We start from the raw sequence: 23,101 nt of genomic DNA, 5'->3' as shown, positions 1-23,101 counted from the left end.
AAGATGAGATTTCCCAATTCGTAAGACCCCTTGTAGACGACGAGGTTGATAGGTTGGAGGTGGAAGCGCAGCAATGCGTGCAGCTGACCAATACTAATCGGTCGAGGGCTTATCCTAAAACATACCCCAAAAAGTGACGATATGCTTCGAAGCGTATTCCGTCCGCATTGAGTGTATACTCAATCGGCGTCTAATCTGACCACTATTCGCGGTCGCTCAACATGTGCCACTTCGATAAAAAGATTAGACATTACTTTTCGGGGGACCCCGAATAAAGGATAACACATGAGTTCGCGTTTGTTTCGCATCTAGTTTTCAGGGAGCAACTCCTTGAATAAGCAATCCGTTTGGTGGCGATGGCGGAGGGGTTCCACGCGTACCCATCCCGAACACGACCGTTAAGCCCTCCAGCGCCGATGGTACTTGGACCGAAGGGTCCTGGGAGAGTAGGACGTTGCCAAGCGGAAAGCTTCCAAATAAATCACATATTCCCTGATAGCTCAGTCGGTAGAGCACTCGGCTGTTAACCGAGTTGTCACAGGTTCGAGTCCTGTTCGGGGAGCCATTTGCTCTCATAGCTCAGTCGGTAGAGTGCATCCATGGTAAGGATGAGGTCACCGGTTCGATCCCGGTTGAGAGCTCCATACTTACTTTTTTCAATGACATCATATGGCCCGTTGGTCAAGGGGTTAAGACACCTCCCTTTCACGGAGGTAACAGGGGTTCGAATCCCCTACGGGTCACCACTTTTCCCCAAAAAGTGACGCTAAGCGTTGAAGTATATTCCGATTACCTTTCGGAAGCCCCGCTTAACTTGGAGGCTTAGCTCAGCTGGGAGAGCATCTGCCTTACAAGCAGAGGGTCGGCGGTTCGATCCCGTCAGCCTCCACCATGAACCGTAACAAAGTGAATATGCCGGTGTAGCTCAATTGGTAGAGCAACTGACTTGTAATCAGTAGGTTGGGGGTTCAAGTCCTCTCGCCGGCACCATTGCAAAGCTGCCCGATTGGACATGCTTTTTTCTACTCATTAATGGGGATTAGCCAAGCGGTAAGGCAACGGACTTTGACTCCGTCATGCATAGGTTCGAATCCTATATCCCCAGCCATTTGCTTACTTGTTAAGCGACATGCGAGCCATTAGCTCAGTCGGTAGAGCACCTGACTTTTAATCAGGGTGTCGGAGGTTCGAGTCCTCCATGGCTCACCAGTTTTTCACATAACATATGCGCGTATGGCGGAATTGGCAGACGCACTAGACTTAGGATCTAGCGGGCGACCGTGGGGGTTCAAGTCCCTCTACGCGCACCACCTAAGAAGATGAGACCTTTGGATCAACAGCGATCTAAAGGTTTTTTGTATTCGAGCAGAAATATCAAGGCGAATGAACATGCATTTGGTTATTTTGGCGAAGAATCGAACATCCTCATGAAGCAGTGCGAGGCTGCGGTTGGAAATACAAGCTATGAAATGGCTAAGGCATATATTGAAAAGTATAAGCAAGTGGCTAACCATGCAAGGCAATCGATCTCATTCACTGGGGAGCAGGAACAATTTTATTTGCAGTGGTGCATGGATGAGGTCAGGCGCAGGGTCCCCGGCACTCCGCCTTCAGAAGCGAGCTTGCGGCATCCATGCAGGCATCCAATTTTCTTCAATGCAATCACAGAGAAATGAATCATAAAATATATATGGAGTTTTTACGTTCCATCGATTTTTGGGGCAAAGGAGATGTCGGTCAAAGTGATTCCTTATATCAATCGATAAATACGTGGCATACTATATGAAAAACAATCTTAAGGACGCATGCATTTACGTATTTGTTTATGGACTTCGAGCCTGTGTATTTGTTAAACTACAATTTGAGGTGAGGAGAAATGAGCCAAGTGGAAGAAGTGCTGCAACACGTCTCAGAATTGTCCAAGACTGAGCAATTGCGTGTCTATCTTGATCTGCATCGTCGTCTTCAGGAGGATGTCGACCAGTTGGGCTTTCTAAAACTAAGCGAAGATGCGCTTAAAGATTGGGACAATGAAGAGGACGACGTGTACAATGGCATTTAAACAAGGTACAGTGGTTCTGATTCCATTTCCATTTTCGGATTTAACCGGATTGAAGCAGCGCCCGGCGCTTGTTATGTCTTCAGAGGAGAGTCAGCAGGAAACCTGTCAGGTTATCTGCATGATGATTACTTCGACAGCAGCTACGCTCTCCACTGGCTATAGTTTGACAGCATGGAAGCAAAGCGGGTTGCTGAAACCATCAGTCGTTAAAGTGAGTCGGATATTTACGATTAATTCTGACTTGGTCAAGCGAGCAATGGGGGAGCTGCCGGGTCATGATGTCGAGCAGATAAAATTACGATTGTTTCAAATTCTTGGATTTCAAAAAGAGAAAGACTGAGAGCGCTCATTTCTTGAAATGCTCCAGTCTTTTGCTTTTACTAAGTTAATTCAAGCTTCATATGCTCCACCTGACTGTAAAGCTGGTGTTGCTCTTTAACTTCTTTGCTAAAGAGCCTGGCGCAGGCATGCACCATTTCGAGCGATGAGGTGGCCCGGTATTTGTTGGAGCGAAAACGGGTCGCCGCCGTTGCGGATGTACATTTATCCAGACTAGGATCTAGCGGGCGACCGTGGGGGTTCAAGTCCCTCTACGCGCACCATACTTGAATGCGGAAACTCTTTGAATGACAGTGTATTCGAAAGTTTTTTTGTTTGCCTATAATCAAGCTTGCCGAATCTACGCTCAGAAGGGGGAAAAAGCGAAATAATGCCCCCGGTACACTGGGTTCCAAGACGCTATTAGAGTATATTCCGGACCGTTTATGTGAAACCTAATTACTAGAGTTGAAATCATAGAGCGGAAATAGGGTGCTGCCAATGAGAGAGAAGTATGCGGAATTTGCGAAGGAAGTGCTCAAGTTAAACCCCGTGTTCATCGTAGGAAGCGGCTCTTCGGCGGGAGCGGGCATTTCCGCGATGGGCGATCTGGCCAAATTTCTTGTACGACATATCGACGATCGCAAGTTCGAAACGGAGGAGCGGAAGCAATGGGCGTTCGTCAAAGAGCGGTTAACGGCGGACCGGATGGGATTGGAAGAAGCGTTGCAACTGGCGGGCAATCCGCTCGGCAAACGGTTAATGGGCGAAATTGTCCGCCATACTTGGCGATGCATATCGAGAGACGAACAAGAAGTATTGCCGCAATTCGTGAGCGGAGGAGATCCTGCCGGTTTCGTCAGGTTGTTCAGAGCCTTTAAACATTCCACGCATCATACGGTTCATATCGTTACAACGAATTACGATCATCTGATCGAATGGTCGGCGGCAGCGATGCAGTGGCATGTCTGGGACGGTTTCCACGAAGGTCCGATCGGCGTAATGGCGAACTCGATGGACTTGAACGAACGCATGCAGCGGATTTACCGGACAGGCAGAGGCAGAAACTATGCGGTGAAGACGATCCAGCATTTGCGGATCTATAAGCCGCACGGCTCGTTGAGCTGGTTCAAACTGCCGAACGGTACCGTTAAAAAAGTGGCGGGCATCGGGGAAGGCCAAATACGATCGCTTGGAAGAGCGGGGATCGAGCCTGTTATCGTGACGCCGGGCATGGGCAAATATTTGGAAACCCATTTTGAGCCTTATTACAGCGTTCTGGCGGAAATGAAGCATGCGATAGATCATGCGAAAGCAATGATATTTATTGGGTTCGGGTTCAACGATATCCATATTCAAGGAAGCTGGCAGCGTTTGTTGCGGAATTCCGCCGTTCCTGCGATCGTTCTGGCGCGGAGTTTGAGCGGGTCGTTCCGATCGATGGTCGAAAGAAATGATATCGCCAATTTTATCGCAATCCAGGCTGACGGGGCCGGCAGCGAGCTCATCAGCGACAAATTCCAATCGGCCAAGATCGACGAACCGGCTTTGTGGACGCTAAAAGGATTGCTATCTTTGGCATGGGGGGAGGAACGATCCGATGAGCTCTCTAGATCTGTTTAGTATGCCTTATGAATATCACATCGGCACGGTATACAGAACGGACAGCTATCGCGTAAGCGTATTTTGCCCCGAGGAAGCCCAACTTCGAAAAATACATGTAAACGGGTATGCATTGTTGCATACTTCCGACCCGAATACGAGACTCGTCGGCAGAATCGATCGCGTGCAACGGTTGGAACCGGAAACCGTTGCAATGATGCGCGAAGTAAGGCCGGATGGGGACGGAGGCGTTCATGCCGAAGTAAACAACGAAATTACCGTAACGGCTCTCGGTACGTTGCAAGGGTCCGGGGGGAAACGGGATAGGCCGTTTTATACGAGAGCGGTCGAGACGTTGCCGGAGATCGGTGCGCAATGTTATTTGCTGACAGGTTCATTCTTAACGCTTTTTACCGGCTTGGTCTCATGGGGTACGGCAACGACGGGCGCGGCTTTAACCCTTGGCAGCTACACGGTAAGCCCGGAGGCGAAAGCCGTCTTGGACGGAAACGCGTTGTTCCAGCGTCATGCGCTGATCGTCGGTTCGACCGGCTCAGGCAAATCGTGGACGGCCGCGACCATTATCGAACAGGCGGCGAAATTGCCGGGCGCCAATATGATCGTGTTCGACGTTCACGGCGAATATGCGCCGCTGCAAGCCCACGGCAATATTGCCCGTTTCCGCATGGCCGGACCGGGAGATTTGGAGGAGCCCGCGGAGAATGTCCTATTTTTACCTTATTGGCTGCTCGGATACGAAGATATGCTTTCGCTCATGCTAGATAGAAGCGATGAGAATGCGCCGAATCAGGCGATGGCATTGACGAACGCCGTGATCCGGGCGAAGCAAAAAGCGTTGGCTGAAGCTGGCATGCAAGAAGAATGGCGGGCGCTTACGATCGACAGTCCCGTTCCTTACGATCTGGACGAAGTGATGTCCGAATTGAGCGCACTAAATAAAGAACGAGTGCTCAATCCGGCTACGAATAAAGAAAACAACGGTCCGTTTCACGGCAAATTCAACCGTTTCTTGCCGAGGATCGCCGCCAAACGGAGCGATAGAAGACAAGGATTCCTGTTTCAGCCGGGAGAACGGCAGATGAATCCAGGGTATTTGGACGAGTTGGCCCATGCATTGATGCAGGCGGGCGGGGGCGGAACGCCAGGAATTAAACTGGTCGATTTCAGCGACGTGCCTTCGGATCTATTGCCGATCGCGGTCGGTCTTATGGCTAAGCTCGTCTTTCAAGTGCAGCAATGGTCGGAGGAAGAGACAAGGCATCCGATCGCTCTCGTTTGCGACGAGGCGCATTTGTATTTGCCCGGCCGCTCGTCGGCCGACGCCGCGGAAACGAGATCGCTTGCCCATTTCGAACGGATCGCGAAGGAAGGGCGGAAATACGGAATCAGCCTGGTCATTGTCAGCCAAAGACCTTCCGAGTTGAATAAAACGGTGGCAAGCCAGTGCAATAACGTGATAGCGCTACGATTGTCCAATCCGCTGGACAAGGCCGCCGTTTCGGATATGCTTCCCGAACATTTGGGAGGTGTGAAAGATGTACTGCCCTCCCTAGGCATCGGGGAAGCGATCGTCGTCGGGGATGCTTGTTTGCTGCCCAGCAGGATCAAGGTGGACGAACCGGAATGCAAACCGGGATCGAAGTCGGTCCAATATTGGGACGTTTGGAGCAAGGGCGGCAATCGGCAAAGGCTGTCTTTGGCCGTTCGAAACATAAGAAGACAGAGAAGCGGCATAAAAACCCATTAATTCCATAATTAATTTTGAGAAATGTACTTGAAAAATTGGACGGTCCAATGTATTATGAAATCAAGAAACCGATTTCATTTTTTTTAATGAAATTTGGAACCGGTTTCACGTATACTTATCGAAGGTCGAGAAAAGTTGAAGGTGGAAGAGATGAAGGCGACGATTGTTGATGTTGCAAGAGCTGCAAACGTTTCCAAAGCGACCGTGTCACGCGTCATTAACAATAAGACGAATGTGAGCGAAGAAGTGAGGAAGCGCGTTCTTGCGGCGATAGAAGAGCTTCAGTTCCGTCCGAGTGCGGTGGCAAGAAACTTATCCAACAGTATGACGAATATGATCGGCCTCATTATGCCGGACATTACGAACCCGTTCTTTCCGGTTTTGGCCCGGGGAATCGAGGACGCCGCACATACGATGGGATACACGCTATTTCTTTCCAACACGGATAACGATCCCGACGTAGAACTCGAATATGTGCGGAAAATGGCCGAACAACAGGTGGCCGGCATCATTCTCATATCTTCCAGCTTTACGGAACAGCGGGCGTCCGAACTATTGGATTTCAACATTCCGATTGTGTTGTGCGACCGTTCGGGGGAGGAAACGCCGTTCGATACGGTAACGATCGATCACTACAAAGCTGCGTATGAGGCGGTCGCTTATTTAATCGGCAAAGGACACCGCAATATTTGTCACTTGTCGGGTCCTGTCAGCGCACAGACGGCGGATTTTCGGAAAAAGGGCTATGTCGACGCGATGAACGACGCGAACTTGACGCCTGTCGTAAGCTATGGCATGTTCAGCTACGAATCCGGCTATCAGCAAATGAACGAAGTGTTGGAGAAGGGGACAGGGGACATACCGACGGCCGTATTCGGCGGGAACGATTTGATCGCGCTCGGCGCGATTCACGCGATTGAGAAGAGCGGGCGTTCCGTGCCGGGAGACATTGCGGTCATCGGTTTCGACGATATTTTATTCGCGCAAATGAGCAAACCGTTGCTCAGTACGGTCAATATCCCGGCATACCAGCTAGGGGTTACGGCCATGAAAACGATGAACGATCGAATTAAGGGGGTGAGGGCCAAGAAGAAGAGCATCGTATTGGACCATAAACTCATCATCAGAGAATCGTGCGGAAGGGAGGAATAGGGTTTGAGTTCAGATATCGTTATTGTAGGCAGCTTGAATATGGACATGGTCGTAAAAGTGGAACGAAGACCCGAACAAGGTGAGACGGTTTTAGGCGGAGACTTCTTTATGAGCCCTGGAGGGAAAGGCGCGAACCAAGCGTATGCCGCCGGCAAACTGGGAGCGTCTGTAGCGATGATCGGCAAAGTCGGCAACGATATTTTTGCGGAGAAGCTGCTATCGAATTTAAACGAAGCCGGAGTAAACACGCAGTACATTGACAACATCACGGAGCAAGCGAGCGGCATTGCGCTAATTTCCGTCGATCCGGAAGGCGATAACAGCATTATCGTCGCTCCTGGAGCGAACCGGGTATTGGATGCGGAATTTGTCCGCAAACAAGAGGATGCGATCCGAAACGCCAAGCTGCTCATGGTGCAGTTGGAAATACCTTTGGAAAGCGTTATGGAAGCGGTCTCCATTGCGAAACGCCATAACGTGCCCGTGCTGCTTGATCCGGCGCCGGCCCAGCCTTTGCCGGACGAATTGCTCGCCATGGTCGATTATATCGTTCCTAACGAGAGCGAGATCGCGCAATTAACCGGCATTAAGGTTACGGATCCGCGATCTGCCAAGATAGCGGCCGTCGAGCTGCTTCGCAAAGGGGTGACAACCGTATTCGCCAAGCTGGGCGAACAGGGCGTCGTTGTCGTCAACTCGAACCGGACTTTCACCCTCAAGGGATACAAAGTCGATGCCGTCGATACGACAGCGGCGGGCGACGCTTTTGCCGGCGCTCTCGGTACGGCGCTTGTCGCCGGGAAAGATCTATGGGCGGCAACGCAATTTGCCAACGCTGTCGGCGCGTTAACAGTAACCCGATCCGGAGCACAATCATCTATGCCTGATTTGCAAGAGACGGAATCGTTTATGAAGCAAGCAACGCAAGACGAACTAACAAACCACTTCAATTAACAGGGGGATTCATCTATGAAAAAATTAGGATTTATGAAAATCGGAGTGTTGTTGTTGTCTTTGATGATCTTACTTGCCGCATGCGGAGGCAAACCTGCGGACAATAATCCAGGCGCAAGCGGCGGCGAAGGCGGCGACAATGCCGGGGGCGAGAAGCTAAGCGTCGGCTACTATATTAACGGAACGCTCGGGGACAAATCGTTCTTTGACTCCGTGCAAAGAGGTTTGGACAAAGCTGTGAAAGAATTGGGCTTTGAAGCGAAAACGGTAGAAGGCGGATTGAACCAAGCGGACTGGGCTGCAGGCATCGAGTCGATGGTTGCAAGCAAAAAGTACGACGTCATTCTGGTAGGATCCAGCCAAACGATTGAAATTGTAAAAGAAATGGCTGAGAAGTATCCGGATCAAAAATTCATTTTCTTCGACGATGCGATCGACGGTATGCCTAACGTATACTCCATGACGTATTCGCAAAGCGAAGGCTCCTTCTTGGCCGGCGCGTTCGCGGGACTGGTAACGACGAGCACGGATCTGAAAGGTACGAATCCGGATAAAGTGGTCGGCTTCGTCGGCGGGATGGACATTCCGATCATTAACGACTTCCGCGTAGGATTCGAACAAGGCGCGAAATATATCGACCCTGATATGCAAATCGTATCTTCCTTCATCGGCGACTTCGCGGACGCTCCGAAAGGAAAAGAATTGGCTCTAGCGCAATATAAATCGCAGAAAGTCGATATTCTCTACACTGCTGCGGGCGGAGCGGGACTTGGCGCGTTGGAAGCAGGAAACGAAGTAGGCATGTATTCGATCGGCGTTGACAGCAACCAAAACCCGCTGTACCCGGGCAGTGTGCTCACTTCGATGTTGAAAAACTTGGATACGACGACGTATCGCGCGCTTGAAATGTTTAAAGAAGGTACATTGCCGTTTGGCACGATGGAAGTATTAGGCGTAAAAGAAGGCGGCGTCGGCTTGGCGAAGGACGACCTTTACGAAGAGCATGTGCCGCAAGCGATTAAAGACAAAATGTTGGAAGTTGAAAAAGCCGTAGCGGACGGCGAAGTGAAAGTGGAATCGATCTTGAAATAAAGGGAACGCGAACGGGATTGGATAAGTACAAATCGACATCAATGTCCGGCATATTATGACTTATCCAATCCGTTTTATTTCTTGGCCGGCTTGAGAAGCGGCCTGAAAAAATGAAAAGGCATTCATCTTACTCCAATTGGCGGGGGTGTTATCGATTATGGCAGTTTTGCTGGAAATGAAGGATATTCACAAAATTTATCCCAATGGAACAGTTGCCAATAAAGGGGTCGATTTGCAAGTTAACGAAGGCGAAATTCACGCGTTGGTAGGAGAAAACGGCGCGGGTAAATCAACATTGATGAAAATATTGTTCGGACTTGAAGCCCCGACAAGCGGAACGATTGAATATAAAGGCCAAAAAATTCAGTTTAACGGACCGAGGGACGCAATCGGACAAGGAATGGGCATGGTGCATCAGCACTTCATGCTGGCTCCTTCGCTTACGGTATCCGAAAATATCGTGCTTGGCGACGAGCCGCGCAAAGGTCTGTTCTCGATGTTCCGCGACCGCAAAAAAGAACTGGACGACATCAATGAACTCATTCGCAAATTTGGCTTGAAGCTTGATCCTCAAGCTGTTGTCGAGGCGATTTCCGTCGGGCAAAAGCAGCGTGTGGAAATTTTGAAAGTATTGTATCGGGGAGCGAAGTTAATCATTCTCGACGAGCCGACGGCGGTTCTGACGCCGCAAGAGACGGACGAGCTGTTCGATTCGATCAAATCGCTCGTCGCGCAAGGGTATACGATTATCTTTATTACGCATAAGCTGCGCGAGGTCATGGAAATCTCCGACCGGATCACCGTCTTGCGCGCCGGAAAGACGATCGCCACGCTCGTAACCAAAGACACGAACCAAGAGGAAATTTCCCGTCTGATGGTCGGCCGCGACGTTTTGTTCCGGGTACAGAAGAACGAACCCGACTTGAAAGATGTCGTGCTTGAAATCGATCGATTGAGCGCGCTGGACGATAAAGGATCGCCCGCATTGAAGGAAGTGTCGTTCTCGGTACGCGGAGGGGAAGTTTTCGGCATCGCCGGCGTGGAAGGAAACGGACAGACCGAATTGATCGAGGTCATTACCGGCTTGCGCAATGCGACCGGCGGCAAGGTGCTGTATTTTAACGAGAATATTGTCGGAAAAAGCATCGGTGAGATCCGCAACATGAAGATCGGGCATATTCCCGAAGACCGGCAGACGACAGGCGCCTGCTTGACGTCGAGCATTGCGGAGAACATTATTTTGGATGTATACGACAATAAAGAGTTCCGCACGGGACCGTTCATGAATTATAAGAAGCTGAGAGAATTCGCCAAAGTGCTGATGGCTACGTTCGACGTACGGGCGCAAAGCCCGGAAACGATGGCTGGATCGCTCTCCGGCGGGAATTTGCAGAAGGTCGTCATCGCGCGCGAGATCGCGAAAAATCCGAAGCTGCTGATCGCATCCCAGCCGACCCGCGGGGTCGACATCGGCGCCATCGAATTCATTCACCGCGAGATTATTAAAAAACGGGATCAAGGAACGGCCGTCTTGCTCGTGTCGGCGGAGCTATCCGAAATTATGAGCCTAAGCGACCGGATCGGCGTGCTCTACAATGGCGAACTCGTTGCCATTCTCGATAATACGGACGATTTGACGGAACAGGAAATCGGATACTACATGCTAGGCATTAAAAACCAACAGAAGGAGGCGGCGGTTCAATGAATCAAAAAAGATTCCTGTACTTGGACTTCGCCGGCATTATAGGCGCGGCAGTGTTGGCGATTCTATGCGGATTTGTCATCATTATGTTCGTCAGCAGCGAGCCGCTCCACGCCATTTCTTCATTTCTGCTCGGACCGTTGTCCAGCCCGTTTAATATCAGTACGATATTGAACAAAGCGGTGCCGCTTATTTTTACGGGTCTGGCGCTTGCGGTTGTGTTTCAAACCAACGTATTCAGCATGGGAGCCGAAGGCCAATTGTATGTGGGCGGCTTTGCCGGCGCATTGGCCGCGGTCTATATCGGGGGCATATCGCCATGGATTCACTTGCCGATCATCTTGATCTGCGCGATTGTCGGCGGCGCATTGTTCGGCGCGGTACCCGGCTTGCTGAAGGCAAGATTGAACGCGAACGAAGTCGTCACAACGCTGATGTTAAACTATATCGCGATTATCGGGACATCCTATCTGGTCAATAACGTGTTTAAGGACCCGGCGAGCGGCGGTTACGCGCGGATGCCATTCTTTGATAAAAGTATACTGCTGGGCAAAATTTCGCCTGCGTTCCCGGCACATTACGGCATTCTGATTGCCGTTGTCGCGGTCATCGTCATCTATTTGCTGTTGTTCAAAACGCGGATCGGTTACGAATTGCGGCTCGTCGGCAAAAACGATAAATTCGCGCGGTACGGCGGAATTAAGACGAAACGCGTCATCGTCGTCAGCGTCATGATCAGCGGCGCCTTGGCCGGTCTTGCGGGGATCGTCGAATTGCTGGGCGTGCACGGCACGTATAAAGACAATTTCTCCGCCAAGCTGGGCTTTGACGGCATTATTATCGCCCTGCTGGCGCGGAACCATCCGATCGGCGTATTGTTCGCCGCCGTCTTCTATGCGTATTTGCAAGTCGGCGGACAAGTGATGCAGGCGGAGAGCGACGTTTCGCGGGAGTTGTCGGTTATCATTCAAGTTCTGCTCGTTCTGTTCGTATCGGCGCAAGCTGTGTTTAATTACTTGAAACAAAGACAATTGATGAAGCAAAAAAAGGTAACGACGAACGATAAGGCGGTGAAGACGGATGTGGCATAATCTATGGATGCAAGTTGTCGATTTGACGATCATAGCCATTTTACTGCGCTCTTTAACTCCGATTTTGCTCGCCGCGCTCGGCGGTCTTATCTCCGACGTTACCGGCGTTATTAATATCGGGCTTGAAGGACTTATGTTAATGTCGGCTTTCACTTCGATTGCCGTCGGGTCGACAACGGGCAATTGGGCGCTCGGCGTCGTAGCGGGCGTTTTGTCGGCCGTCATTATATCATACGGGATGGGCTTCTTCTCGCTCAAGCTGAAGGTGGATATCATCATATCGGGCTTTGCGGTCAATATGTTCGGCTCCAGCTTTACGATTTTCCTGATGAGCAAGCTGTTTGACGTTACAGGCAGCTTCAGCCCGGGCAATTTGAGCAAAATTCCGACGGTTAACATTCCGTTCATCGAGAATATTCCGGTGCTCGGCAAACTGCTTAGCGGCCATAATTTGATGGTATGGATCGCCATCCTATCCGTCGTCTTCGTCTTCTACATGTTGTACCGCACGCCATACGGCGTACATTTGCGGGCGATCGGCGAAACGCCGGATGCGGCGAGATCGCTGGGGATTCCGGTAGAACGCTTGCAATATTCGGCATTGGCATGGAGCGGCGTGTTTGCCGGTCTGGCAGGTGCGTTCCTCTCCATGGGGATGACAAGCATGTTCGTTAAAGATATGACCGCAGGAACAGGGTTTCTGGCGCTTGCCGTCGTCTTGCTCGGCAACCGCAATCCGATCGGCATTCTGATCGGTTCCGTCATCTTCGGATTGGCGAAGGCGATTGAAACCTTGATCCAGACGATTCCGAACAGCCCGATTCCGAGCCAATTCGTGCAAATGATTCCTTATATCGTGACGATTCTGGCACTGGTTTATTTCGCGATTCGGAAGAGAAGAAAGCTGGCTGCGCTGACTTTAAAATACGAAGGCAAATAAGGATGTGAAGCAAGTGAAACCGATCTTTATCGATTGCGACACGGGCGTCGACGACGCCCTCGCGATATTGGCCGCGCTTCAATCTCCGCAAGTCGAGGTGCTCGGCATTTCGACCGTTGCCGGCAATGTGGAAGCGGACGCGGCATTCCGCAATACGCTTGCCGTGCTGGAGCTTGTCTCTGCCGATTCGATTCCGGTAGCGAAAGGCATGGAAGCGCCGTTGACCCGCACATTGACGACGGCGAAGGAAGTTCACGGCGAGAGCGGGCTGGGCAACTTGACGTTGCCGGATGTTGCGGGGAAAGGCATGACCGAACACGGCGTCGACTTCTTGATCCGCACCGTGAAACAGTCGGACCGGCCGGTAACGCTCGTTCTGTTAGGGCCGCTTACGAATATGGCCGTTGCGCTGAAGAAAGATCCTTCGATTGCGAATAACATTGCCGAACTGGTCATTATGGGGGGCGCGGATGCCGCGGGAGGCAACGTAACGCCGGTAGCCGAGTTCAACATTTACGTCGACCCGGAAGCGGCCCGAATCGTGCTCGAGAGCGGTTTGCCAACTAGGCTCGTCACTTGGGACGTTTGTTTGGACGCCTGGCTGACAGAGGCGGAATTGAAGGAACTGGAACAATCGGCGGAGCCTGCGGCGAACGTTGCGCATGAACTGATTCAATTTTTACGTACGCTGTATAACAAGGATCATTCGGCGCTCAGCGATCCGGCCGCCATGTGCGCGCTGCTGGACGAGAGCGTGATCGAAAGCGAAAGCCTGCCGATCGAAGTGGAGACGGCCGGAACCGTAACGCGGGGCATGACCGTTATCGATACCCGTCCGTTTGCAACGATCCCGGTCACAAACGATGCGAGACCGCGGGTGCAAGTGGCGAGAAAGCTGTATCGCGAGCGGTTTGCCGCCGTATTTATGAATGCATTGATGCGAAAATAACCATAGAGGTGAACAGCATGAGCATGGAAACGAAACGGAAAATCATTATCGATTGCGATCCTGGGCATGACGATGCCATTGCCATACTTCTGGCCGCAGCCAATCCGAAGATCGATTTAGTAGCGATTACAACGGTAGCAGGCAATGCCGAAGTCGAGAAGACGACGCTGAACGCGCTCAAGGTCGTGGAGATTGCCGGCATTACGGACGTTCCGGTTGCCAGAGGCGCCGGACAACCTCTCATTCGCGTTCGCGAAACGGCGCCGGATATTCATGGCGATTCGGGCATGGACGGCCCGGAGCTCCCGCTGCCAACGATAGCACCTGTCAACGAGCATGCGGTGGATCTCATTATACGCAAATTGCTCGAATCGGACGGCGACATTACGCTCGTTCCGACCGGTCCGCTGACGAATATTGCAATGGCGATGCGCCGCGAGCCGGCGATATTGCCGAAGATACAGGAAATTGTCATTATGGGCGGCGGCACGTTCGGCAACTGGACGCCTGCCGCGGAGTTCAACATCTTCGTCGACGCCGAAGCGGCGAAGGTCGTATTCGAATCCGGCGTGCCGATTACGATGATGGGACTCGATCTGACGCATCAGGCTCTCGCGACGCAAGACGTCAGCGACCGGATTGCGGAGATCGACAATCCGGTGGCCGGATTTATCGGCGAACTGCTCGTCTTTTTCCGCCAAACGTACCGCGACGTATTCGGCTTTGAGGACCCGCCGGTACATGACGCTTGCTGCGTCGCATATTGCATCGATCCGTCCGTATTCGAATGCAAGAAGCTGCATGTGGACGTTGAGACGAAAGGCGAGTATGCGTACGGCATGACTTTGGTCGATATTCACGGCGTAACGAAGAAAGAGCCGAACGTCAATGTGGCCCTTACGCTGGACCGCGAGAAATTTTGGTCGATGATTATCGATGCCTGCAAATATTACGGCTAATTCGGATCCGCATCCTTTGGACGGTTATAAATTTAGCAAATCTTGAAGGAGGTGCGTCCATTTGCAAAATCAAAAACGGTTGTTGCTGGACGTAGATACAGGCGTGGACGACGCACTGGCCATTTTATACGCTTTGAAATCCCCCGCCGCGGTCATCGAAGGAATTACGACGGTTTGCGGCAATGTCGCCGTCGAGCAAGCGACGGTCAATACGCTGAAAGTCGTGGAATTATCCGGCGCAGGCGATATCCCTGTCGCTCAGGGCGCGGCAAAGCCGCTGATGCGGGAATGGGGCGGCACCGTAACGGCCTATCATGGGGAGAACGGACTCGGCAACTACGACCGTTTGCCCGAACCGAAGCTGCAGCCGCTCGAGGAGCATGCCGCCGATTTTATCGTGCGGAAGGTCAACGAGCGTCCGCATGAACTCACCTTGGTATTCGTCGGCCGATTGACGAATTTGGCCCTCGCGCTCGCGAAGGACCCTGCCATCGCAACCAAAGTCGACCGGCTCGTCCTGATGGGCGGCGCGCTGCGCGCCCCGGGCAATGTGACGACGGTGGCGGAGGCGAACATCCACGGCGACCCGGAAGCGGCGCATCGCGTATTCCAATCCGGCATGCCGATTACGATGGTCGGTTTGGACGTGACGATGAAGGCGATTTTCAAAGAGAAGCATCTGGAGGAATTGAAACGGCGCATGCCTTCGCAATTGGCCGATCTGGAGGCATTCGCCGAGCATGTGCTGAAATTCCGGTTTAACGCTTACGACAGCTCGGACGGGCTGTACGGAACGGCGCTGCACGATCCGCTCGCGGTCGCCGTCGCGCTCGATCCAAACTTGGTCGAAACGGAAGATCATTATATTACGGTGGAGACGAAGGGCAAGGTCAGCGAGGGAGCGACATTGGCGGATTTGCGCCGGCCGACGGACCGCAGCAATGCGTCGGTATGCGTGCAGGTGGACGAGGAACGATTTATTGAACAGTTCATCGAAGTATTATGTTCCGGCAAAGGAGGGGCTTAAGCAATGAAAGAAGCGACGAAACAGCCGATCATTCTAGATGTGGATACCGGAATCGACGACGCGATGGCGATCGCATACGCTGTTCGTTCCCCCGAGCTGGAACTGCTCGGCTTGACGACATGCTTCGGCAATGTGACGGTGGAGGAAGCGTCCCGCAATTCGCTGCAAGTGCTCGAACAACTGGACCGGGATGATATTCCGGTTATTCCCGGAGCGGCCGAGCCGTTATTCCGCCCGCCGCTCAAAGGGAAGACCGTGTCCGTTCACGGGCATAACGGTTTGGGAGACGCCGAGCTGTCGGAACCTAAGGGGGCGGCGCTCGATATGCATGCTGCCGAGTTTATTGTGGAACAGGCGCGGAAACGTCCGCATGAAGTGACCGTCATTGCGGTCGGCACGATGACCAATATGGCGCTCGCGATTATGAAAGATCCGGAAATCGTTCATTTATTGAAGCGGGTCGTTATTATGGGCGGCGCGGTAACCGTGCCCGGCAACGTAACGCCGCATGCGGAAGCGAATATATATGCCGATCCGGAAGCGGCGGAATTTCTGTTCCGTTCCGGCGTGCCGATTACGCTCGTCGGGTTGGACGTAACGATGAAGACGCTTCTTCCGCGTGCGGAGCTTGCGAATTGGCGGGAGAAAAATACGAAGCTAAGCCGCTTTATGGCCGATATTACGGACTATTACATGGATTCTTATACGAGCTTCTATCCCGGCATTCTCGGTTGCGCGCTTCACGATCCGCTGGCCGTCGGCGTCGTCATCGATCCGACTTTCGTCAAGACGAAGCCGATTCATGTGCAAGTCGATACGGAAGGGATTTATTCCATCGGCAGAACGGTGGGCGACTTGCGCGCCAGAGCGGAACAAGAACCGAATATGGACGTTTGTCTGGAAGTGGATGCGGATCGGTTTTTGCAGCACTTCCTGAAACGCATCGTTTAATTACAGTAGAGCTTGTACTTATAATTGCAAGCAGACCATCCCGTTCAAGGGCGAAATCATCTTTTGCCTTTCGGACGGGTTTTTGTATTGTCATCGTTTATCCCATGCTTTCATTTTCCCGACATTGATCATCGATATGACGACGACGGTGCAAACAACAACCACACTTGATACGACGATAGCAACGGCTCGCAGTTGCTCTATGCCCATAGCATTCCTCCCCTTTATTTTTGCTCTACATATAGGACGCGGCAAATCTTTCTCTGTTAACGAAAAATTTATAAAAATTTCGATAAAAATCGTCAACTTTTTCCATTTTGAAACGTTATTAATTATGTAGTCATACATAAATATGGAAAGTGAGGAATTTTACATGGAGAAAAGGTCGATCAAAGCGAAGTTCAAGAGAAGTTTTGCAGGAGGAACGGCAGTTTTGCTTATTTTGTTGGCGCTTCTCCCGGTCCGGCTTGCGAATGCCGAAGGCTCGTCCGTTGAAGGCGCCAAAACGCCTCCTCCGCCGATCGAAGCGGGCCTTGTTCAACCTTTCGGCGTCTTCGACCCGAACCATAAGTATTTGGATTCAGGCAGCGCCACACTGTCGAATGATGGGGACGGAAAAGTGGTCGTAAGCGGCAGAACGACCGCCAAGCAGACGGTAGATACAGTAGGCGTATCAACGCTTGTGCAGAGATGGACAGGTTCCACTTGGGTCGATGTAGGCTCCACAAGCACGTCTACCGCAACCAACAGATCGACCGTATACGGGTCGGAATCGAGGGAACTGTCAACCGGGTATTATTACCGCATCAAATCGACTCACTGGGCCAAAAAAGGGGACACAACCGAGCAAGGGGTTAAATACACCGGTTCGATCCTTGTCAATTAATCGCATTTAAACGGAAGGGGCCGCCCACGATTTCCATGTGGACATGGCCCCTTATCTAACTCATTGCAACGATCTGGCGAACTTCATCAGTTCTTGCTCATCCAATGAACCGGTTAGCGTGATTCTCGTGTCGCCCGCGATCCATTCCAAATTCGCTCCTCCGTCGGCGTACAAGACGAGCACTGCCTGATTGCCGTGAATATTCACGTCTTTAATTTCGCCGGACGCTTGATTGATGCTAACCGACGCTTCGCCGCCTTGTTCGATTTTTTGCTGAATTAACAGCAACCTTTGTTCTCCGTCGTAGGAATATATCGCATCCATACTGCGATAGGCACCGTCGGCATCGCGATAAATATTAACGGATTCAAGCGTCAGTCCATCCGGCGTATTCGTGGGAACGAGCATGGCGAAATTTACTTTTTTTCCTGCTGTTTCAAAGCTTGACGTTTCCGGCGTGACCGCGTTGCCCGCATAGCTATGATCCGGTTGATTGCCTTGTGCGCCGCTTTGATCCGCATACGGCTTGCCGGTATTCAAGTCGTAATCCGGCGGCGGAGCGGTCTTGGCTCCGTTTTTGTGCGCCGGGCTAGTGTCGAACATAATGCTTACGAACCCGTTCTGAACTTTTTTGAAGATGGTCGAGAAGCCGGAGAACGCATAGGTTTGATCCATGGCGCCGAAGGAAAGCCCGATTAGTATGGAGAAACAAGCGATTGCCGCCCCGATCGCCGAGACGCGGAATACCCGCCGCCGCTTTCTTGCCGCCTGCAATGTAGAGCGCATTTGCAACCAAGCCTGCTCTCCGTCTGGAATTTCTATGCTGGCATGATATTGTTTAACCATGTCGGCGATACGTTGTTCATCGGATGTTTGCAACGTTTCTCTGTCGTTACTCATAATTCCTCACCCATTTTTTCTGAAATTTGTCCGCCAGTTTTTTGCGGGCTCTCGCCATACGCTGCGTTAATACGCTATGGGAAATGCCAAGCTCCTGTTCGATTTCGCGATAGGGCATGCCCACAATATAATGCAGGAAGAGGACGATTTTGTACTCGTATTTAAGCTCGCTTAACGTGGCGTACAAGGTTTCGTTACGAATAAGCGTTTCGACCGCATGGTCGACCTGAGAAGACAATTCGTTTTCGCTTGAAAACTCTTCTATAGTATTGACGAGTTCAGGGTCGGAAATATGATGATATTTTTTATTTTTTCTTATTAAATCGTAAGCCGAATTTCTCGCGACTTTTTTCAGCCATGCTCTAATGTTCGAATCTTCGCGTATTTTGCTGCCGCTCTGCATCGCTTTAATAAAAGAATCTTGAATCACATCTTCCGTTAGCGAATGATCGTTAAGCATAAAGTAAATGTCGCGATATACAAGTTCCCGGAACAGTTGAAACAACATTCGCTGCGTTTGGTCGTCCAACGAATGAATGTTATTGCGGAACAAGCTGAACCATTGGTCCGTCAATTGTATTCTCTCCTTAGCAGGTGATGAAGCGGAAAAGGGAAGTATGATTGCTTTTTAGCTATTCATATCGTAGCCCAGCAGGTTAAAACTGTAAAGAAGTTACGTGTTAAAAAAAGTGGGGGATGGAAAAAACGACATATATTGGAGGCGATTTGTTGACATAACATATGCGATCCGCTACAATAAGTATACGCTTAATTTTCAATATGCAATGTTGAAAAGCGGGGGAACCAATCAATGGGGGCGAGTCGTTTGCCATGCAAACGTAGGGAACCATCTTTCCCGAGTCCGTCAGCTAACCTCGTCAGCGTTGGATGGGTCAAATTCCAAATCTAATAGCACAACTTCTTTGACCCTCATTTTGTCGGGGTCATTTTGCGTTTTTTTTTGGCCCTGAACGGCGCAGGATTATCCTTGCGCATTGTTGGGGTCTTTTTTATTTGTGCATTGGGGGAGGGGATCGAAGCCAGTCTTATCAAATCATGCAGCACATTCAAAATTTGAATACGGGAGGAATTAGAAATGCCGCAACCGAAGTACATTATCGATATTGACAAAATTACTCAAATACCGGAGAAGGAAAGGGAACGGCTAAAGCAAATAACGGATAAATTCGTTTTTCGAGTGAACGATTATTACTTGAATTTAATCGATTGGAGCGATCCGAACGACCCGATCAAGAAGTTGGTCATTCCCAATGAAGGGGAACTGCAGGAATACGGACGTTGGGATGCCTCGGACGAGGATACGAATTACGTCGTGCCAGGCTGTCAGCACAAGTACGACACGACGGCTCTTCTGATCGTATCGGAAGTATGCGGCGCATATTGCCGGTATTGCTTCCGTAAACGGTTGTTTCGCAATGACGTCAAAGAGGCGATGTCTGACGTCGAACCGGGATTGGACTACATTGCGAAGCATCCGGAAATTAACAATGTGCTGTTAACCGGGGGCGACAGCCTCATTTTGGCTACGGCCAAGCTGAAAATGATTTTACAGCGGCTCCGGGAAATCGATCATGTCAAAATCATTCGGCTCGGGTCCAAAATACCGGTGTTCAACCCGATGCGCATCTATGAGGACGAGGAACTGCTCGAGACGATCCGCGAGCATTCGACTTCCGATCAGCGGATTTACGTGATGGCTCATATTAACCATCCGCGCGAAATTACGCCGGAAGCGCGGAAGGGATTCGAAGCGCTGCATAACGCGGGCGCGATCGTCGTCAATCAAACGCCGGTTCTTCGCGGCATTAACGACGACCCGGTCGTTCTGGGAGAACTGCTTGACAAATTGTCATGGGCCGGCGTAACCCCGTATTATTTCTTTATCAATCGTCCGGTGGCCGGAAACCGCGATTTCGTCTTGCCGCTTGAGCGCGTATACCGGATCGTCGAAGAAGCCAAGGCGAGAACGTCGGGTCTCGGCAAGCGCGTTCGCTTATCGATGAGCCATACGTCGGGCAAAATCGAAATATTGGCGATCGAGGACGGCAAGGCCTATTTGAAGTATCACCAGTCGCGGGACGGACAATACGGGAAATTTATGATATTGGACTGTCCGGAAGACGCGGCTTGGTTCGACGATTTGCCGGGAAGCGAGCGGTATTGGACGAAGCCGAAGAAAAAGACGGATAAAGTCGTTTCGGTGAATAAGCTTCCCGATATGCCGCAGAAGCGGACGGGGAAAAATGCCGTTTAAACGAACGTAAACGGGCAAATCGGCCGCTAAATAGAATAAGCCTCCGTTGCACGCGTATGGCGGAAACGGAGGCTTTATTGCGTTTATGGCCCAGGATTCCAGACGCGCACGCATTCTTCGGAATCGTTCTTAACGCTGCCAACTAGGGGAGAAACGGGATAGGCCGTCATCTCTTCCTCCGGATAAGGGACAAGCAGCGGCTGAAGATCGGCCGGATCCTGAATGGCCCGGTTCAGCCATATTTTCTCGTCTTCCGGCCGTAAAATAACGGGCATCCGGTCATGAATATCGGACATCAATCGATTCGGCGTCGTTGTAACGACCGTGCATGTGCTGATTTTCGTGCCGTCTTCCCGCGTCCATGTGTCGTACAGGCCGGCCAGCGCGAAAATCGCTTTATTTTTCAGCATAATCCGCATCGGCTGTTTCCCCGTATCGGTCGCTTTCCACTCATAGAACGAATCCGCGGGAATGATGCATCGTTTGCGGCGAAATGGCGTTCGAAACGCCGCTTTATCCGCAATCGTCTCGGCACGGGCGTTGAAAGTCGGAAATTTCAATTTCTCTTCTTTCGACCATTCGGGAATCAGCCCCCATTTCAACCCGCCGAGGCGGTTGTTTTTGCCGTCATGCACGATGGCCGGAACGAATTGTCCCGGAGCGACATTATATCTGGGCTGATAATCGATCAATGTATTGCCTTCAATAAAGAAGCGAAGCAGCAATTCCTCCATCGTTACCGTTATCGTATAACGCCCGCACATAAGCTATGCCCCCTAACGCTTGCAAATGATATCTTCATTATAACGTTCTAATATTTGGAGTTGAACAATTTTACATTGGTTGATATTGTAAAAATATAATAATTTGTTGTCGATAAGGGGAGGGAATACGCATGCGGCCCGAAGTAATGCAGACGATGATCGATATGGTGGACAAATACGTTCGCATCGAAGAGTTTAACAAGCTGTTGAAGGAATGCGTTTATGAAAAAGGATCGGAACAAACCGGGTGGGGTGAAATAACGAGATACGCCCATCTCATGCTCGGCGGTTCGTCTCCCCATCTGGATCGAACGGCGGCGATTACCGAGATGATCATGCTGGCGGCCGACATCGCCGACGACCTTCAGGATCAAGACAACAAGGACAAGCTTTGGATGCAATACCGGCAGGAATACGTCATCAACGGCGTATTGGCGCTGTTAATGGGGGCGGTAGCCGAGAGCGCCGAGCTGACGAACGGCAAGGGGGGACCCGTCACGCTGACGAGGGAGATCAGCCGCATCTTATTGGAATCGTTGAACGGCCAATTTGCCGATTTGGAACAAAATGTGACGACCGAACAACAATATATCGCCATGGTATATCAAAAATCGGGCTCCCTGATCCATTTGGCCTGCTATATGGGGTACGCCGAGTTGGGGCTCGATTCGAAGGCTGCCGGCACGATGAAAGAAATCGCCTATTACAGCGGAATTATAGCGCAACTTGAGAACGATCTGAAAGATCTGTTGCGCTTTGATATGAAAAACGATATTTTGCGGAAAAAACGCACGCTTCCAATTCTTTATTTGCTGTCGGCCGAGGAGTCGTTCCCTTACATGAAACAATATTATGAGGGAAAACTGACGCAATCGGACCTATTGGCGAAAAAACAAGAGTGCATCGATTACATCAATGATTCGGGCTGCATGGAATATTCGAAAATTATTCAAACGTTGCATCGGCAAAAAGCGGCGGAACTGCTGGAATCGCTGACCACGGTATCCCCATGGAGAGAAAAGTTTCAGCAAGTTACGCTAATTACGGCATAACTGGCGAGGAAATATTTACTATAAAAATAATTTAAAAAATCGATTGCATTCTGCGGAGATTTTTGATATATTATTACTTGTCGCTGATGAAACCGATCGATAAATCGATCCGAAGATTGCGATAAGATGCGGACGTGGCTCAGCGGTAGAGCATCGCCTTGCCAAGGCGAGGGTCGCGGGTTCGATTCCCGTCGTCCGCTCCATCTCCAATGAACAACACAATGTTTGTGCCCTTAGCTCAGCCGGATAGAGCGTTTGACTACGAATCAAAAGGTCGGGAGTTCGAATCTCTCAGGGCACGCCATTTTTACTCTTGCAAGCTAATATTAGCTTCTTGATGACGGGACGTAGCTCAGCTTGGTAGAGCACCTGGTTTGGGACCAGGGGGTCGCATGTTCAAATCGTGTCGTCCCGACCATTTCAGTATTTGCGGGTGTAGTTCAATGGTAGAACTCCAGCCTTCCAAGCTGGTAGCGTGGGTTCGATTCCCATCACCCGCTCCATACATAAAGCATGCCACCTTCGGGTGGCTTTTTTAACATTATAGAATTTATAAAATTTTGGGGTGGGCAGGGCTTCCGCCTCGTTTTTGTTTTTGGTAAGGTTAGGATATGGAGACGAACGTGCTAAAACGAATCTTCTTTGATGAACATGGAC

Annotated in this window: 21 protein-coding genes, 12 tRNA genes, 2 rRNA genes and 1 riboswitch; of the genes, 32 read left to right on the top strand and 3 right to left on the bottom strand. The window is 50.9% G+C overall.

Translation table 11 applies throughout. The annotated features are described in order from the left end of the window. The 26 genes from KQI79_RS25560 to KQI79_RS25435 all read left to right on the top strand — a co-directional run. A 23S ribosomal RNA gene (locus KQI79_RS25560) occupies positions 1-117 on the top strand; the annotation flags it as partial. A 229-nt stretch (positions 118-346) separates the two neighbouring features. Further along, a 5S ribosomal RNA gene (rrf, locus tag KQI79_RS25555) occupies positions 347-463 on the top strand. Positions 464-489: 26 nt separating this feature from the next. Then, positions 490-565, top strand: a tRNA-Asn gene (locus KQI79_RS25550). A 3-nt stretch (positions 566-568) separates the two neighbouring features. Beyond that, positions 569-644, top strand: a tRNA-Thr gene (locus KQI79_RS25545). A 27-nt stretch (positions 645-671) separates the two neighbouring features. Continuing rightward, positions 672-746, top strand: a tRNA-Glu gene (locus tag KQI79_RS25540). Positions 747-816: 70 nt separating this feature from the next. After that, a tRNA-Val gene (locus KQI79_RS25535) sits at positions 817-892 on the top strand. 22 nt (positions 893-914) lie between these two features. After that, positions 915-990, top strand: a tRNA-Thr gene (locus KQI79_RS25530). Positions 991-1,033: 43 nt separating this feature from the next. Continuing rightward, a tRNA-Gln gene (locus KQI79_RS25525) sits at positions 1,034-1,108 on the top strand. Between the two features lie 25 nt (positions 1,109-1,133). Continuing rightward, positions 1,134-1,209 (top strand) — tRNA-Lys (locus KQI79_RS25520). Positions 1,210-1,227: 18 nt separating this feature from the next. After that, positions 1,228-1,310: transfer RNA gene (locus KQI79_RS25515), tRNA-Leu, on the top strand. An 18-nt stretch (positions 1,311-1,328) separates the two neighbouring features. Then, complete coding sequence (locus KQI79_RS25510) at positions 1,329-1,676, top strand: hypothetical protein (protein WP_216541170.1); 348 nt, start codon at positions 1,329-1,331, stop codon at positions 1,674-1,676. Between the two features lie 209 nt (positions 1,677-1,885). Beyond that, a complete protein-coding gene (locus tag KQI79_RS25505; RefSeq protein WP_216541169.1) occupies positions 1,886-2,062 on the top strand; it encodes a hypothetical protein in 177 nt (58 codons plus the stop codon). Next, positions 2,052-2,402, top strand: a complete 351-nt coding sequence (locus tag KQI79_RS25500; protein ID WP_216541168.1) for a type II toxin-antitoxin system PemK/MazF family toxin — start codon at positions 2,052-2,054, stop codon at positions 2,400-2,402. Before KQI79_RS25505 ends, KQI79_RS25500 begins: the two co-directional genes overlap by 11 nt. 479 nt (positions 2,403-2,881) lie before the next feature. Next, positions 2,882-4,003 carry an SIR2 family protein gene (locus KQI79_RS25495; RefSeq protein ID WP_216541167.1) on the top strand — a complete coding sequence of 374 codons (1,122 nt, stop codon included), beginning with the start codon at positions 2,882-2,884 and terminating at the stop codon, positions 4,001-4,003. Then, positions 3,981-5,750: an ATP-binding protein gene (locus KQI79_RS25490; protein ID WP_216541166.1), complete on the top strand. Its 1,770-nt coding sequence runs from the start codon at positions 3,981-3,983 to the stop codon at positions 5,748-5,750. Before KQI79_RS25495 ends, KQI79_RS25490 begins: the two co-directional genes overlap by 23 nt. Positions 5,751-5,900: 150 nt before the next feature. Then, complete coding sequence (locus KQI79_RS25485; RefSeq protein WP_216541165.1) at positions 5,901-6,902, top strand: LacI family DNA-binding transcriptional regulator; 1,002 nt, start codon at positions 5,901-5,903, stop codon at positions 6,900-6,902. A 3-nt stretch (positions 6,903-6,905) separates the two neighbouring features. Beyond that, a complete protein-coding gene (rbsK, locus tag KQI79_RS25480) occupies positions 6,906-7,856 on the top strand; it encodes a ribokinase (protein WP_216541164.1) in 951 nt (316 codons plus the stop codon). A 15-nt stretch (positions 7,857-7,871) separates the two neighbouring features. Then, a complete protein-coding gene (locus tag KQI79_RS25475) occupies positions 7,872-8,948 on the top strand; it encodes a BMP family lipoprotein (RefSeq protein WP_216541163.1) in 1,077 nt (358 codons plus the stop codon). A 157-nt stretch (positions 8,949-9,105) separates the two neighbouring features. Continuing rightward, entirely contained in the window at positions 9,106-10,653 is a 1,548-nt protein-coding gene (locus KQI79_RS25470; RefSeq protein ID WP_216541162.1) for an ABC transporter ATP-binding protein, read from the top strand. Beyond that, positions 10,650-11,741, top strand: a complete 1,092-nt coding sequence (locus KQI79_RS25465) for an ABC transporter permease (protein WP_216541161.1) — start codon at positions 10,650-10,652, stop codon at positions 11,739-11,741. Before KQI79_RS25470 ends, KQI79_RS25465 begins: the two co-directional genes overlap by 4 nt. Next, on the top strand, positions 11,731-12,681 hold the full coding sequence (locus KQI79_RS25460; protein WP_216541160.1) for an ABC transporter permease: 951 nt from the start codon (positions 11,731-11,733) through the stop codon (positions 12,679-12,681). Before KQI79_RS25465 ends, KQI79_RS25460 begins: the two co-directional genes overlap by 11 nt. Before the next feature lie 13 nt (positions 12,682-12,694). After that, positions 12,695-13,630 (top strand): nucleoside hydrolase, encoded by a 936-nt coding sequence (locus tag KQI79_RS25455; RefSeq protein ID WP_216541159.1) that lies wholly within the window; start codon positions 12,695-12,697, stop codon positions 13,628-13,630. A 23-nt stretch (positions 13,631-13,653) separates the two neighbouring features. Further along, complete coding sequence (locus KQI79_RS25450; protein ID WP_216541171.1) at positions 13,654-14,589, top strand: nucleoside hydrolase; 936 nt, start codon at positions 13,654-13,656, stop codon at positions 14,587-14,589. A gap of 61 nt (positions 14,590-14,650) precedes the next feature. Continuing rightward, a complete protein-coding gene (locus KQI79_RS25445; RefSeq protein WP_216541158.1) occupies positions 14,651-15,616 on the top strand; it encodes a nucleoside hydrolase in 966 nt (321 codons plus the stop codon). A 3-nt stretch (positions 15,617-15,619) separates the two neighbouring features. Continuing rightward, positions 15,620-16,567 carry a nucleoside hydrolase gene (locus KQI79_RS25440; protein WP_216541157.1) on the top strand — a complete coding sequence of 316 codons (948 nt, stop codon included), beginning with the start codon at positions 15,620-15,622 and terminating at the stop codon, positions 16,565-16,567. Positions 16,568-17,000: 433 nt separating this feature from the next. After that, on the top strand, positions 17,001-17,453 hold the full coding sequence (locus tag KQI79_RS25435; RefSeq protein WP_216541156.1) for a hypothetical protein: 453 nt from the start codon (positions 17,001-17,003) through the stop codon (positions 17,451-17,453). Positions 17,454-17,513: 60 nt separating this feature from the next. Here KQI79_RS25435 and KQI79_RS25430 read toward each other — a convergent pair whose 3' ends face one another. After that, on the bottom strand, positions 17,514-18,353 hold the full coding sequence (locus KQI79_RS25430; RefSeq protein WP_216541155.1) for a DUF4367 domain-containing protein: 840 nt from the start codon (positions 18,351-18,353) through the stop codon (positions 17,514-17,516). Then, positions 18,346-18,927 carry an RNA polymerase sigma factor gene (locus KQI79_RS25425; protein ID WP_216541154.1) on the bottom strand — a complete coding sequence of 194 codons (582 nt, stop codon included), beginning with the start codon at positions 18,925-18,927 and terminating at the stop codon, positions 18,346-18,348. Before KQI79_RS25425 ends, KQI79_RS25430 begins: the two co-directional genes overlap by 8 nt. A gap of 181 nt (positions 18,928-19,108) precedes the next feature. Beyond that, positions 19,109-19,252, top strand: a riboswitch (cyclic di-AMP (ydaO/yuaA leader). 197 nt (positions 19,253-19,449) lie between these two features. Between KQI79_RS25425 and KQI79_RS25420 the strand changes: the two genes are divergently transcribed. Continuing rightward, the gene (locus KQI79_RS25420; RefSeq protein WP_216541153.1) at positions 19,450-20,628 is read left to right on the top strand and encodes a KamA family radical SAM protein; all 1,179 of its coding nucleotides are present in this window, start codon (positions 19,450-19,452) and stop codon (positions 20,626-20,628) included. An 83-nt stretch (positions 20,629-20,711) separates the two neighbouring features. Here the strand turns inward: KQI79_RS25420 and KQI79_RS25415 are convergent, their stop codons facing one another. After that, complete coding sequence (locus KQI79_RS25415) at positions 20,712-21,392, bottom strand: SOS response-associated peptidase (protein WP_216541152.1); 681 nt, start codon at positions 21,390-21,392, stop codon at positions 20,712-20,714. 131 nt (positions 21,393-21,523) lie between these two features. On the opposite strand from KQI79_RS25415, the gene KQI79_RS25410 reads away from it, so the two are divergent. The 5 genes from KQI79_RS25410 (at position 21,524) to KQI79_RS25390 (ending at position 22,947) form a co-directional block, all read left to right on the top strand. Further along, a complete protein-coding gene (locus KQI79_RS25410) occupies positions 21,524-22,444 on the top strand; it encodes a polyprenyl synthetase family protein (RefSeq protein WP_216541151.1) in 921 nt (306 codons plus the stop codon). A 128-nt stretch (positions 22,445-22,572) separates the two neighbouring features. Further along, positions 22,573-22,647 (top strand) — tRNA-Gly (locus KQI79_RS25405). A gap of 24 nt (positions 22,648-22,671) precedes the next feature. After that, positions 22,672-22,748: transfer RNA gene (locus tag KQI79_RS25400), tRNA-Arg, on the top strand. 37 nt (positions 22,749-22,785) lie between these two features. Continuing rightward, a tRNA-Pro gene (locus KQI79_RS25395) sits at positions 22,786-22,862 on the top strand. Positions 22,863-22,873: 11 nt separating this feature from the next. Beyond that, a tRNA-Gly gene (locus tag KQI79_RS25390) sits at positions 22,874-22,947 on the top strand. Positions 22,948-23,101 lie beyond the last annotated feature (154 nt).

This window comes from Paenibacillus sp. MSJ-34, assembly GCF_018918005.1.
Classification (GTDB): domain Bacteria; phylum Bacillota; class Bacilli; order Paenibacillales; family Paenibacillaceae; genus MSJ-34.
Note: the sequence above shows the minus strand (reverse complement) of the source record. Positions and strands in the feature narration are given on the sequence as shown.